General features: G+C 49.0%; 12 protein-coding genes. 10 read left to right on the forward strand and 2 right to left on the reverse strand.

Going from position 1 to position 13134, the window contains the following annotated elements; genetic code table 11:
- The first annotated feature begins 38 nt into the window (after positions 1-38).
- Positions 39-314 carry an integration host factor subunit beta gene (locus JW984_11485; GenBank protein MBN1573808.1) on the forward strand — a complete coding sequence of 92 codons (276 nt, stop codon included), beginning with the start codon at positions 39-41 and terminating at the stop codon, positions 312-314.
- Positions 315-680: 366 nt separating this feature from the next.
- Here JW984_11485 and JW984_11490 read toward each other — a convergent pair whose 3' ends face one another.
- A complete protein-coding gene (locus JW984_11490; GenBank protein ID MBN1573809.1) occupies positions 681-830 on the reverse strand; it encodes a GNAT family N-acetyltransferase in 150 nt (49 codons plus the stop codon).
- A gap of 362 nt (positions 831-1192) precedes the next feature.
- The gene (locus JW984_11495; protein MBN1573810.1) at positions 1193-2128 is read right to left on the reverse strand and encodes a response regulator; all 936 of its coding nucleotides are present in this window, start codon (positions 2126-2128) and stop codon (positions 1193-1195) included.
- A gap of 187 nt (positions 2129-2315) precedes the next feature.
- Between JW984_11495 and JW984_11500 the strand changes: the two genes are divergently transcribed.
- The 9 genes from JW984_11500 (at position 2316) to JW984_11540 (ending at position 13041) form a co-directional block, all read left to right on the forward strand.
- The gene (locus JW984_11500) at positions 2316-4619 is read left to right on the forward strand and encodes an RND family transporter (protein ID MBN1573811.1); all 2304 of its coding nucleotides are present in this window, start codon (positions 2316-2318) and stop codon (positions 4617-4619) included.
- 82 nt (positions 4620-4701) lie between these two features.
- Positions 4702-5061: a hypothetical protein gene (locus tag JW984_11505; protein MBN1573812.1), complete on the forward strand. Its 360-nt coding sequence runs from the start codon at positions 4702-4704 to the stop codon at positions 5059-5061.
- A 9-nt stretch (positions 5062-5070) separates the two neighbouring features.
- The gene (gene miaB, locus JW984_11510) at positions 5071-6435 is read left to right on the forward strand and encodes a tRNA (N6-isopentenyl adenosine(37)-C2)-methylthiotransferase MiaB (GenBank protein MBN1573813.1); all 1365 of its coding nucleotides are present in this window, start codon (positions 5071-5073) and stop codon (positions 6433-6435) included.
- A gap of 20 nt (positions 6436-6455) precedes the next feature.
- Positions 6456-6956 carry a bifunctional nuclease family protein gene (locus JW984_11515; protein ID MBN1573814.1) on the forward strand — a complete coding sequence of 167 codons (501 nt, stop codon included), beginning with the start codon at positions 6456-6458 and terminating at the stop codon, positions 6954-6956.
- A gap of 561 nt (positions 6957-7517) precedes the next feature.
- A complete protein-coding gene (locus tag JW984_11520) occupies positions 7518-8567 on the forward strand; it encodes an endonuclease V (GenBank protein ID MBN1573815.1) in 1050 nt (349 codons plus the stop codon).
- Positions 8564-10822, forward strand: coding sequence for a transglycosylase SLT domain-containing protein (locus JW984_11525; protein ID MBN1573816.1), 2259 nt, complete (start codon positions 8564-8566; stop codon positions 10820-10822). Before JW984_11520 ends, JW984_11525 begins: the two co-directional genes overlap by 4 nt.
- Positions 10797-11573 (forward strand): dihydroorotate dehydrogenase electron transfer subunit, encoded by a 777-nt coding sequence (locus JW984_11530; protein ID MBN1573817.1) that lies wholly within the window; start codon positions 10797-10799, stop codon positions 11571-11573. The genes JW984_11525 and JW984_11530 overlap by 26 nt, the downstream gene beginning before the upstream one ends.
- An 11-nt stretch (positions 11574-11584) precedes the next feature.
- Entirely contained in the window at positions 11585-12502 is a 918-nt protein-coding gene (locus tag JW984_11535) for a dihydroorotate dehydrogenase (protein ID MBN1573818.1), read from the forward strand.
- Complete coding sequence (locus JW984_11540; protein ID MBN1573819.1) at positions 12499-13041, forward strand: gamma carbonic anhydrase family protein; 543 nt, start codon at positions 12499-12501, stop codon at positions 13039-13041. The genes JW984_11535 and JW984_11540 overlap by 4 nt, the downstream gene beginning before the upstream one ends.
- Positions 13042-13134 lie beyond the last annotated feature (93 nt).

Below are 13134 nucleotides of genomic sequence, written 5' to 3' on the forward strand. Positions count from 1 at the left end.
ATATATTATTAGAAGTATGTTCCCCAAAAAGAACTTCAATGAATAAATCCGATCTTGTAGAAATCCTCGCCAAAAAGTCCGAGCTGACTCTAAAAAAGTCGGAGCGTATAGTCAATCACGTCTTCGATGAAATGACCAAGGCTTTGAAAGATGACGATAAGATCGAGATCAGGGGATTCGGAAGTTTTGTCGTAAAGAGATATAAGGCCTACAAGGGCAGGAATCCAAAGACGGGCAAGAGCATTGAAGTAAAGGAGAAAAAGCTGCCCTTCTTTAAGGTGGGAAGGGAGCTCAAAAGCAGAGTCGACGGTTAAAATCAAATATCCAAAAAAGCCTGCCGATTACTTTTTTAACCACTCTCGGAAAATATCAGTCTAAAATGTAGTTCAAATATCCGTTACAAACATTGACATGTGGCAAGTTGTCAACTTCTCTCAGATACGACAATAAAGACATCCTAAAAGAGTCGGAAAAAACAACAACACCCCCGAACTAAATCCCGCGATATTAGATATTAGCTTGATGCAGTGAATGATTTCCGAAGAGAGTCGGTTTATGTGGGCTTAAACGGGCCTTTCTATACGCTCAACTTTTTCCCCATAGGCAAAAACCGCATCCCGTCCTCATCATTTTCCTCTCCAACCGCCTTAAATCCAACAGATTAATAGAAAGAGGTGGAGTTAGGCGGAGGAGCTTACAGTAATAGTATCCAGGTAGGAACATTTCTTTAGGGATAAATCAATCCCATACCGTATAAGGCCCCTGCCGATACCGTTTCCCTGAAACTCGGAATCCACGAAAAGGAGGGCGATATGGCTTCTGTTAATCATTGTCAGGGTCCCTTCAATTCGGCTCTTGGATTAGGAAACGACGGTGAACCTGTCTCTACTTTCCTCGGTCAAAAATGAAGGTGTGAGCATGTTGGTGAACGCGTTTATCCCGTCTTTGGAGTAGGATGACGCAACGAATCTGTAAAATACGCGAAGTACTAAATCATGGACATAGTCTTTTTCACCGATTTTAATCAGGCGGTAATGGAGTTTGTTATTTTTCATTGCGCAAATTACGGAACGTTTCCTCCGATCATTTGATGAAGCGGACTAAAGCGCTGGATGCCTTTTCGCTGCGGGAAACAAATCGACTGCAAATCCTTTATAAAAGTAAGTTAATCCGAGATATTTTTAGGGCGGGATTAATGGTCTATGGTTAATATTTTAAAAAGGACCTTTTTAAAAAAGTCTGTAAATTCATCGGTTCCCAGGACCGATTTATGCATGTATTCCGCGCCGGTAGCCGTGATCTTGTCTTTATCTCTCCTCTCGGAAGTCAAGATTATTATAGGGATACTATTTTTTTTTGCCGACTCAATTACGTCAAAGCCGTCCTTGCCCTCCATTATTAGATCTGACAGGATGAGGTCGGGCTTGCTTGGGCCTTCTATAATCGCGATCCCCTTTTCACCGGTGTCTACGACGTGGGTGACAAAAAGGTTCTTGAATATTTTATCCACAACATCATTTATGATGTCCGCAAAAAACCTGTTGTCGTCTATGATAAGCATTTTTGTGCGCAGCAATGATATTGCGTTTTTTTCGTACAGCTGTACCAAAAGACGATAGATTGAGAGGTCATCGCTGTTGCTTCTATTCAGTATGTTCTTCACGAAGTCCTGAGGGCCTATGATCTCAAGGATCTTCCTCTCATTATCAGTCAGGTCCAATCCCTTTGTGTCGCCTGGTCTTATCTTGTAATAAAGGGGGAGCTTCGTTTCGAGTTGATGTGTCTCGTCCAAGTGTCGGGTTCCGTCCAGAATCAGCTCGTTGGTATCCATGTCTATATTCGGCTCTATATCCTTCGAGAAGTTTGCAAGCTCAAACATCTCGAAGGGGATATCTATCCAGCCCATCATCCTGAAAAAGGCCTTCTTCCCGAATATAACATCGCCGACGGAGGCGTAAATTATTTTACCGTCTTGAAAATAGAGGGAGCCCTTCTTTTGCGCCTCCGGCTTCAAAACTATCTGAACCTTTTTTCTTGTGTTTATCGTCTGGATCAGCCCTGGAAGGGAGAGCACGGAGAGTACGCCCTTCATGACGAGTTTTCTGTCTTTGTTTTCTTTGGCATCCATAGCATTCGACATCCGTATTTAAGTAAAGTAAATTTATCACATTTCGGTCTAAAAAGCAAATTTTCAATCATATTCCATTGACAGTCCGGGGGAAATATTGTATTTATACCAAACTGTATAAGGTATATAGAGATTTGAAAGACAGCCAAACAGGTTATAGTAGATCAAGGATCCGATTCAATAAACAATGAACAGAGTAACAGATTTCATTATTAAAATGAGAATCCCGATTCTCATTTTTGTCTTTATTGTCACTGTCTTTTTCGCCTTTCAGTTGAAAGATCTCAGGATAGACAACTCGGTCGAGGGTTTCGTGGTAGATGACGATCCGGACAAAATCTACTTTGAGAAATTCAGGGAGACCTTTGGGAGCGACGAGTTGATAATCATCGGCTTCGAGGTGGAAAGCGTTTTCGATTCGGAATTTCTCTCCTTGATTGACAAAATAACAAGAAAACTCGAAAAGTATAAATATATTGATGAGGTCATAAGCCTCACCAATGTCAAGGAGATTCGCGGCTCCGAAGGCCTCTTGGAGGTGAACGATTTGATAAATCACGTCCCCACTTCCGAAGAGGAGATGAAGCGCCTGATGGATGCGGTTTATGAAAATCCCCTCCACCTCAACTACCTTATCGATGAAAAAGAGCGAGTGACGGCAATATACGCTATACTTCCGGAGAAAAAAATTGAGGAGCGCCTCAAGGAAAAGATGGTGGAGGACGTAAGAGAGATGCTTAACGAGGTTGTGCCCGATAACATCGACTTTTACGTGGCCGGCACGCCACCCATCAAGAGGGATATGGGAAGCTTCCTGAAGAGGGACCAGATGGTCTTTACGCCCTTGACCTTTTTCCTCATGGCCCTGATACTCTATTTAGCCTACAGAAGCGTTAAGTGTACGGTACTGCCCCTGTTTATGGTAATTATAGTCCTTACGTGGGCTCTGGGATTCATCGCGATAACGGGAAGGCCCATAACCGTGGTCCTTTCCATGCTGCAGCCCCTTTTGATCGTCATGACCGTGGCCCATTCCATCCATCTCCTGTCGCATTACAACGAGAACAACCTGATGATAGAGGATAAATTTAAATCCCTCAGGACCACCCTGACTCACATGCTGCTTCCCTGTTCCCTGACGACAATAACTACGGCCTTCGGTTTTTCTTCCCTCGGCATCAGTAAAATCCCGCCGATCAAGGATTTCGGATTCTTTACCGCTATAGGGGTCGTCTTCGCATTCGCAATAGTCCTCACCGTCGTACCGATAATCCTCTTCTACATCAAAGCGCCGAAGGTCAAGGTTGTCGATAAAAAGACGGCGGGGTTGACGGAAAGGGTTCTCAAAGGCCTTTTACTTTTCGTGATGAAGAGGAAAGTCCATGTTGTATTGACGTGTATCTTGATAACGGCCTTTTCGATTTTTGGGATCTTTAAAATAGAGATAGAAACCGATTTCATAAAGTACTTCAAGAAGGACAGCGATATTTATGTATCCACGTTCTTCATACAGGAGCACCTCACCGGGACGAGCTCCCTTAACGTCGTAATCGAGGGGAACGAGGAGGGAGTGATAAAGGAGCCCCGTGTGCTGTATCAGATGGAGAAGCTCCAGAAATACCTCGAATCGAAGCCTCAGGTAAGAAAGACGATATCGATCCTGGACTTCCTGAAGGATATGAACAAGGCTATGCACGACGGGGATCCGAAATATTACACAATCCCGGAGACGAGAAACCTCGTCGCCCAATACCTCCTCCTTTACTCCATGAGCGGCGATCCGGACGATTTCGATCGATTCGTCGATTTCACCTATGAGAAGGGAACGGTGACCACAAGGCTCATTCACATGAGCTCCCAGGAGTTGAGGAAGTTTATCAATGAAACAAAAGATTACTGCGAAAACAACTTCACGGACGACCTCACGGTGAGGGTCACAGGGGATACCGTCCTCTACAACAACATGGACAGGTCAATGGTCGACGGTCAAATAAAGAGCATACTATTGGCCCTTTTTACGATCTTTTTGGTTATGTCTTTGGTGTTTAGGTCGTTCTACCTCGGGTCGTTGAGCATGATACCGAACCTGATCCCCATATTTTTAACACTGGGTCTTATGGGCTGGATGGGTATCCATCTCAACACGTCAACCATTATGATAGGGAGCGTCGCCATAGGAATAGCCGTTGACGACACTATACACTTCATGACACGATACTTCAGGGAGATAAGAGAGGGAAGAGACGTCGAGAGCGCCATCAAAAACACGTTGATGAACACGGGCAAGCCGATAATATTTACGACCATGGTTGTGGGCAGCGGTTTTTTCGTTCTCCTGTTCGCAAGCTTCGTACCGGTCAAGTGGTTCGGATCACTGACAGCGTTTACCATGTTCAGCGCCCTTATAGGAGACCTGATCGTGCTTCCGGTAATCCTTCTGATTGCCCGACCAAAGTTTCGGGGCTGGGGAAGTTTTATGCTTGATAAGTAAACTCATTATGCTATAATATTGATGAATCTGACGGATCAGATCTTTTTCATGTTTTATTTGGGTGTCGTCATTGGGAAACGAAGTGAAAAAGAAGATATTTCTGCCGCAGGAGAAACTTGAAGCCTGGGTAAAAGATGGAAGGGTATCTTTTTCGGATAATGTTATCACCACCCTTACCGGCAACAGACTGAAATACAAGCTTGTCCCTGCGTACAAGTTTATCAAGCTGACATCGGGGGATGTGGACGAGCCGAAGCTATTAGGCTCCGTAAAGACCAAGGACGACATCAAGCACCTGAAACCGGACATCTTTTTGGATTCCATCATTATAGGGGACATAGCCTACGAGGTGGAGATGGGATACATAGGCAATCTGAAGATAGATGACGAGGAGATGGACGATATAAAACTCTTAAGTAAATATATCCTTGAAAATTTTTGAATAGATCAAATGTCTGCCGACGATCTACATAAATGGGGGAAAACCGAAAGGGGGCCAAGGAGCGTTTATTTCAGGACGTTCGGGTGTCAAATGAACGTTCACGACAGCGAGCGGATGAGGGGGCTTCTCTCCCGGGACGGCATTACTGCGGTTGACTCCCCGCATGACGCCGACATCATCATTATCAACACGTGCAGCGTCAGGGAAAAGCCGGAGGAGAAGACTTACAGCGAGATCGGGAGGTACAGGAGACTCAAGGAGAAAAAGGAGGGTCTTGTAATCGGGGTGACCGGCTGCGTTGCCCAGCAGAAGGGGGAAGAGATCGTAAGGCGCTTTCCCTACGTGGATCTCGTTTTGGGCACCAAAAACGTCGGGGCGATATCCAATATCATATCGGAGATCGTATCCGGGAAAAAGCCGATAGTGAAGACCGAATTTCACGACAACAATTGTATTGAGCCATTTGAGCCGTTCCCCAGAGACCCCGATAATTACACGGCCTTTGTCACGGTCATCCAGGGATGCAATAACTTTTGCTCCTACTGCATCGTCCCCTATGTCAGGGGAAGGGAGATGTCGAGGCCGTCAACCGACATCACAGACGAGATAAAATCCCTGATAGATACAGGTATTGTAGAGATAACGCTCCTGGGCCAGAACGTGAACTCCTATAGCGACCCTAAAAACGGCCTCCGATTTCCGGAGCTTATAAGAAAAATTTCCAAGATCGACGGCATCTACAGGATCAGGTTTGTGACGTCGCACCCAAAGGATATGTCCGACGATCTTATCTCCTGTTTCAAGGAGATCGAGACGCTCTCGTCCCATATTCATCTTCCGGTTCAGTCCGGATCGAACAAGATAATCAAAATGATGAACAGGGGATACACGGTCGAGGACTATATCGATAAAATCGAGAGGCTAAGATCGGTCAGGAGCGACCTTGCCGTCACCACCGATATAATCGTCGGCTTTCCGGGCGAGGATGTTTCCGACTTTGAAGGGACGTTATCGGTGATGGAGAAGGTCGAGTTCGACAATGCATTTTCCTTCAAATACTCCGAGAGGCCGGGAACGGCCGCCGCAAGGCTCGAGGACGACGTCAGTCCAAACGAAAAATCCAGGAGGCTTGAAGTAGTACAGGATCTTCAGAAAAGGCTCACCATGAAATCCAATTTAAAAAATATAGATTCCATATACGACGTTTTGGCAACGGGCCTGAGCATCAAAGACCCCGAAGAGATAACAGGAAGATCAGACCAGAACAAAATAGTCAACTTCAAGGGAACGGAAAGCGCAATCGGCTCTGTTGTTCCTGTGAAAATAAAAAAGGCTTTCAATAACTCCCTCTGGGGGGAGGTTATTCAGCCATAATCCTTTTATTGGAGAAAAAAATGGCAAAAGAAATGAAGATAAGCGGTCTGGCAATCGATCCCGTATCCAGCGTTCCTATTGTCATACTCAAAGACAAAGAGGAAAAAAGCACGGTCCCGATATGGATTGGGCTATTGGAAGCAAGCGCCATTGCAACCGTTCTTGAAGATATCAAGTTTTCACGTCCCATGACCCACGACCTTTTTAAGAACGTTATGAATACACTGGACGTCAAGATAGAAAAGATCGTGGTAAACGACCTCAAAGACAACACCTACTACGCGAAGATATATCTATCCTCCGGGGGTAAGGGCTTTGAGATAGACTCAAGGCCGAGCGACGCCATAGCGATAGCGCTGAGGACCGAAGCGAAGATATTCATGGAGGAATCGGTAATAGAGAAATCGAGGAAGATCGACCTCACAAGGCCGGAAGACCTTCACAGCGAAGAGGCGAAGAAGAAATGGGCGGAGATACTCGACAATCTCGATCCCGATGACTTCGGCAAGTACAAGATGTGATTTGGCCCTGGGGGATTGAGGTGGGGCAGGGAGTTGCAATAACAGCGGGTGGGAGTAGGGGGTAATAAAGGCGGGGGTGGGTGGATTTTATTATAAGGCGTCGGGAATCACAGGGACGGAGAAGATGATGGGGGAAAGAGGTGACGGGGTTGGCTTAAGTGATGGGAATGTTGGGGTGCATAGGGTGAAGGGGGCGGTGCAAGTGGTGGGGATTATGGGGTGCAGGGGATGAAAGGGACGGTGTAAGTGATTGAGATGGTGGGGTGACGGGAATGGCGGAGGTGGTGTGAATAATGGGGGGGGGGAGGGGTGGGGTAATGGAAATGGCGGGGGGGGTGGAGATAACAGGGAGGCAGGGACAGGAATGGTGAGGAGTGGATGGGGGTGATTGGCTTTCATTGGGGAGTTGAGCGTAAGGATTTCCAGAATTCTTAACCCTGAACATTTTGGGGCGGATATTTGCCGCCGGTCCTTAAAGGACGGTGAAAATTTTCAAATATCTTGATATAAAAACTTAGAGACATTTTTAAAGTACTTTTTTTCTATTTCGTACAAAAAAGCGTGTCAAAAAAGAGATACCTCTGGATCGCAGTTATAGCATACGCGATCCTTATTTTTATAGGCTCGTCAATTCCGGGAAGCCGGATAAAGGCCGGCCCTCCCGGCTTTGACAAGCTGATACACCTGTTCGAGTATCTCATTCTATCCGCGCTCCTGTTTGCCGCCCTCGCATCGGGGCGTGAAAGAGGCAGCTTTAAAAACTACCTTCTCCTCTCTTTCCTGCTCGCCTCACTCTACGGCGTATCGGACGAGATTCATCAGCTTTTCGTCAAAGGGAGGTTCTTCGAGCCGCTTGATATCTTTATGGATTCGGTCGGCTCCCTTGTTGGCTCATACTGGGGTTTCAAGGTTTCGACGAGAAAGAAAGACCCATGGGACATGGACTACCTGAAGGCGAAACAGGTTCAGGAGGAGCTTAAAAAGAAGCTCGTTCTCGAGGGGGACTTAAAAAAGGTCAAGCTTGTCGCCGGGGCGGACGTATCGTTTGATACCAAATCGAAGAAAGGAAAAGACCAGATATTCGCCGCGGTAGTCGTTATGGACATAGATACATTCGAGGTCGTCGATTCCGCCCACCATTCCATGAAGATAGATTTTCCATACATTCCGGGCCTCCTCTCTTTCAGGGAGGGGCCGGCCATAGTCAGGGCCTTCGAGAAGCTGAAGATCCTACCCCAGGCCGTAATATTCGACGGACAGGGGATCGCACACCAGAGGAGATTCGGCCTCGCATCCCACATGGGGGTGGTCTTGGGCATTCCCTCGGTCGGCTGCGCAAAGACAAGGCTCGTTGGCAAATACGGCGAGGTCGGCCTTAAGAAGGGGAGCAAGACGCAACTCACCCAAGACGGCGAACTTTTGGGTTACGTGGTAAGGACGAAGAGAGGCGTAAAGCCACTCTTCGTCTCACCGGGAAACCTCATAAGCCGCGAGGGAGCTGTGGATCTGGTCCTCTCCTCCGTGGGGAAGTACAGGCTCCCGGAGCCGATAAGGGCGGCCCACAACCTTGCAAACAGGTTGAGGAGAGAGTTCAAGGAGGGCGAAAAATGAAGGGATTTTTTGAGATTATGAAGAAGGCGAGATATTTCATTCTAATATTTCTCTCCTTGATCCTTTTTGTTGTCTTCCAGTTCTCCTGCGTAAAGAGGATCTCCCGCTTTCAGCCGGGCGATGAGTTTCTGTACGTCCTGTCGCTCATGTCGGAGAAGAAGTACGACGCGCTCCTCATTGAAGTCGACGGGATGAACCTCTCGTCCCTGAAGGAGCCCCAAGCCAACAAGATAGCGTACATGGCGGCTATGGCCGCTATGAAACAGGGCAAGCTCGACACCGCCGAGATATACCTCAAGTATTGTCTCGCAAATTATCGGGAGATGGAGGACTACGCTGTCTACAACTTGTCGATACTCTATTCCACCACGGGAAGCTACGAGCAGGCCTTGAAGCTTGGGGAGAGATTGCTAAACGAACATCCCGACAGCGTCTGGAACAGAGAGATGACCGTAAAGATCGCCGACTATCTGGTCGGCATCGGCAAGCCCGAAAAGGCTCTTGAAATCTACGACGACTTCCTCAAATCTAACAAAAAATCGAAACAGTACCCCATAGTCCTCTTTAAAAAGGGGAAGACCCTCGATTCGATGGGGAAAATGGAGGAGGCAAAGCTCATCTACAAGTCGGTGTGGCTGGAATATCCGGCCGACGAAACAGCAGGAATGGCCTTTATTGCCCTGACGAAGATAGGCGGGCTTTCCAACATAACCGAGGGTGAGCTGAAAAGGAGGATAGACACCCTATACGATGCCAACTGCTACAACAGCGCGCTTAACGCCATAACCGAGATGCCGGCGCTTTTAGGGACCGCAAAGGAGAGGCTCAAGACAAGAAGCGAGCTGGAGTTTATCAGGGCCAAGTGTTACTACGGAAAGAGGGACTACAGAAAGGCGTCCGAGATTCTAAACAGCCTTGTAAAGAACAACAAAGACCTCCCCCCGAAGCTCCCGTATAACCTCCTCCTCTTCTGGCAGGCAAAGACGTACGACAAGATGGACAAGGACGGCCTTGCAATATCGGCCTACCTCAAGATATACAACTCCGGCCCCAGAAATACCCTTGCCGACGACGCCCTCTATCTCGCCGCCAGGACGTATGAAGAGATAAAGGACTACGACAATGCGCTCCTCTATTACAAGAAATACCTGAAGAGCTATTCCCACAGCGGGAGGATAAAAGAAGTACTCTGGTACATAGGGTGGATATATTACGTCAAGGGGGACTACAAGGCCGCGGAAGCCTATTTTGATCGAATGACAAACAGCTACAAGGGCAAGAGCGAGTATCCCCAGTATCTCTACTGGAAGGCGAGGGCCCTTGAAGAGCAGTTCAAAGTAGAAGAGGCGATGGCTATCTACCGGACGCTGATCGATAAGTACAGCTACACCTACTATAACTACCAGGCGATAGAGAGGCTCAAGGGCATGGGCATTTCCGTGACGATCAGGCCGAGGAGCGACAAATTTGATCAGAACTTCTGGTCGCCGGGCCTCATGCGCTACACCAAGTTTACATCGGACGAGAGGATAACATCCCACCTCAAGAAGTCGCTGGAGCTGATGTCGATGAACATGAACGACCTGGCGTCGCTGGAGCTGGATCTGATTGTCGAAAGGTGCGTTGGAGACCCGGAGCTTTTGATCGAGGTGGCGAGGCTTCTCAGGTATTCCGGGGATTACTACACCCCTGTTGTGATAGCGAACAGGTATTTCAAAAACTATCTGGATGAATATATACCGGGAGAAAACGACCTTTACTGGCAGATGAAGTACCCCGAGGCGTACAAGGGGGAGGTGGTAAAACTCTGCAAGGAAAACGAGATAGAGCCTGCCTTCATATACTCCGTAATGCGGGCAGAGAGCCTCTTCCAGCCGGGGGTCTACTCCTGGGCCGGGGCCGTTGGACTGATGCAGATCATGCCCGCCACCGGAAGGGAGATAGCAGAGGGCATCAGCCATGAGGATTTCGAGGTGAAGGACCTCCTCGATCACAGGACGAACCTCAAGTTCGGCGTTTACTACCTAAAGGGGCTTATGAGAGAGTTCGGCGACGACAAGGTCCTCGCCCTTTGCGGATACAATGCCGGCCCCGGAAATGCAAGGAAGTGGAAGAAAAACGCCGACCCTAAGATGGAGATGGACGAGTTCATAGAGAACATTCCCTACTCGGAGACGAGGGCGTACGTCAAGAGAATCCTGCAATTTTACAGTATATACAGGTCCCTGTATGAAGGCGAAAATATTATCGAATAGGGAGGCCGCCCCGGGCTACTTCAGACTCGCCGTCTCGGCTACGGAGGCGCTTCTCAGGGGAAGGCCGGGGCAGTTTGTCATGGTCAGGGGCGAAGGGTGGGAGACAGATCCCCTCCTGAGGAGGCCCTTTTCGATATACCGATTCCGAAAGGGTATGGAAGCCGTTGAGATACTCTACCGAGCGGTGGGGAGGGGAACGAGACTCCTCTCCCAAATGAAGGCGGGGGATGCAATTGACATCCTTGGGCCCCTCGGAAACGGCTTTCCCGATCTGCCGGAGGGGAGAAGGTCGCTTCTTGTGGCAGGGGGGGCCGGCGTCGCCCCACTGATCTCCGTTGCGGAGGCGAAGGGCGGATCGGCGCGCCTCATCATGGGAGGCAAGACCAAAGACGATATATCGTATGTCTTCGAGGACGAAAGGGAGCTTGGAATAGACGTGACTTACGCCACGGAGGACGGGAGCTTCGGAAAGATGGGGACTTCCATTTCCGCCATGAAGGAGGAGGCCTCCCCCGGCGATACGGTCTTTGCCTGCGGGCCGTTAAAGATGTTGAGGGAGGTTGAGAGACTCTCCAGAGAAATGGGCTTTACCTCCTACGTCTCCTACGAGGAGAGGATGGGGTGCGGAACGGGACTCTGCTTCGGGTGCGTTGTCATGGGGGCCGGCGGGGAGTATCAGCGCGTATGCAAGGACGGCCCGGTCTTTGACGTCAACGAGCTTTCCTGGAAGGATATTGAGGATATTGATTAGGTGGCAAATCAATGGTTGACCTTTCAGTAAACATGTTCGGGATCGATTTTAAAAACCCGGTCTTTGCCGCGTCCGGGACGGCGGGCTATGGCATCGAGCTTGTTCACTATATCGACCTCGAAAAAATCGGCGCATTGATAACAAAGGGGGTATCTCCAAAGCCTAAGTCGGGAAATCCCCAACCGAGGATTATAGAGACTCCTTCCGGGATCTTAAACTCCATAGGCCTCCAGAACATCGGCGTGAAAAGGCTCATAGATGAAGTCCTGCCGGAGCTTGAAAAATATGATACGAGTGTTATAGTAAACATTTTCGGCGACGACATCGACGGCTACATTAATGTAGCGGGCGCCTTTCTCAACGAGGATCGGGTGGACGCTCTGGAGGTCAACCTCTCCTGCCCGAACGTCAAGGAGGGGGGAATAGCCTTCGGGAGGGACCCGAAGATCTCGGCCGAGATAACCTCCGCCGTCGTCGAGGCGTCTCAAAAGCCTGTGATCGCAAAATTGACGCCCAACGTGACCGACATAGCACCGATAGCCAAGGCGGTGGAGGAGGCGGGGGCAGCGGCGGTCTCCGTCGTAAACACCCTTTTGGGAATGGCCGTTGACGTCGAAACCCGAAGGCCCTATTTCAAGAACGTGACGGCGGGACTTTCGGGCCCCGCTATAAGGCCGGTGGCACTGAGGTTCGTCTGGGAAACGGCGAGGGCGGTTAAGATTCCGGTCATCGGGATCGGCGGAATAACATCCGGAAAGGACGCCCTGGAGTTCATCATGGCCGGGGCAGCGGCCGTTCAGGTGGGAAGCGCAAACCTGGTAGACCCGGGGGTCATATCGAATGTGATCGACGAAATAGAAGATTACTGTACTAAAAATGGAATCTCTGACCTGAAGGAGATCAGAGGGATCATAAAAGAGGAGATTTGAAAGTGAGTTTATTTGAAGATGTGTATATTCACCCTTCTGCGGTGCTGCTGGGCGATGTGAAGATCGGCAAAAATTCGAGCGTATGGCCGGGCGCCTCGATCAGGGCGGATTTCAACTCCATTACGGTCGGTGAGTACACGAGCATTCAGGACAATTCGGTGATTCACGCAACGCCCTTTTACGGAACGGAGGTGGGGGACTACGTAACCGTGGGTCACTCGGCGGTCCTCCACGCCTGCAGGATAGGGAACAACGTCCTCGTTGGGATGAACTCCACAATTCTGGACGGGGCCGTGATAGGAGACAATTCTGTGATCGCGGCGGGAAGCGTGGTGCTCCCCGGAACAGTGGTTCCGGAGGGGTCCCTCGTAACAGGGATTCCCGGAAAGATAAAGGAGGGGAAGGCCGTTCCCCCTGAAAGAATAAGACAAGGCGCCCTTGTATATTACGAGCTATCCAGGAGACATCTCAAGGGTTTGGAGACATTCCCCCCGGACAAGGTTATGGAGGCGATTAATAAGTATGATGAAAGCGATTAAATAGACGTAATCGACCCCGCTAATCCTTAAAACGCCTCTGAAGCCACCTTGTATTGACAGACAACCGTCTTTCAAAAAGAAGCCGTCTTTTTT

Source organism: Candidatus Zymogenus saltonus (assembly GCA_016929395.1).
GTDB classification, from domain to species: domain Bacteria; phylum Desulfobacterota; class Zymogenia; order Zymogenales; family Zymogenaceae; genus Zymogenus; species Zymogenus saltonus.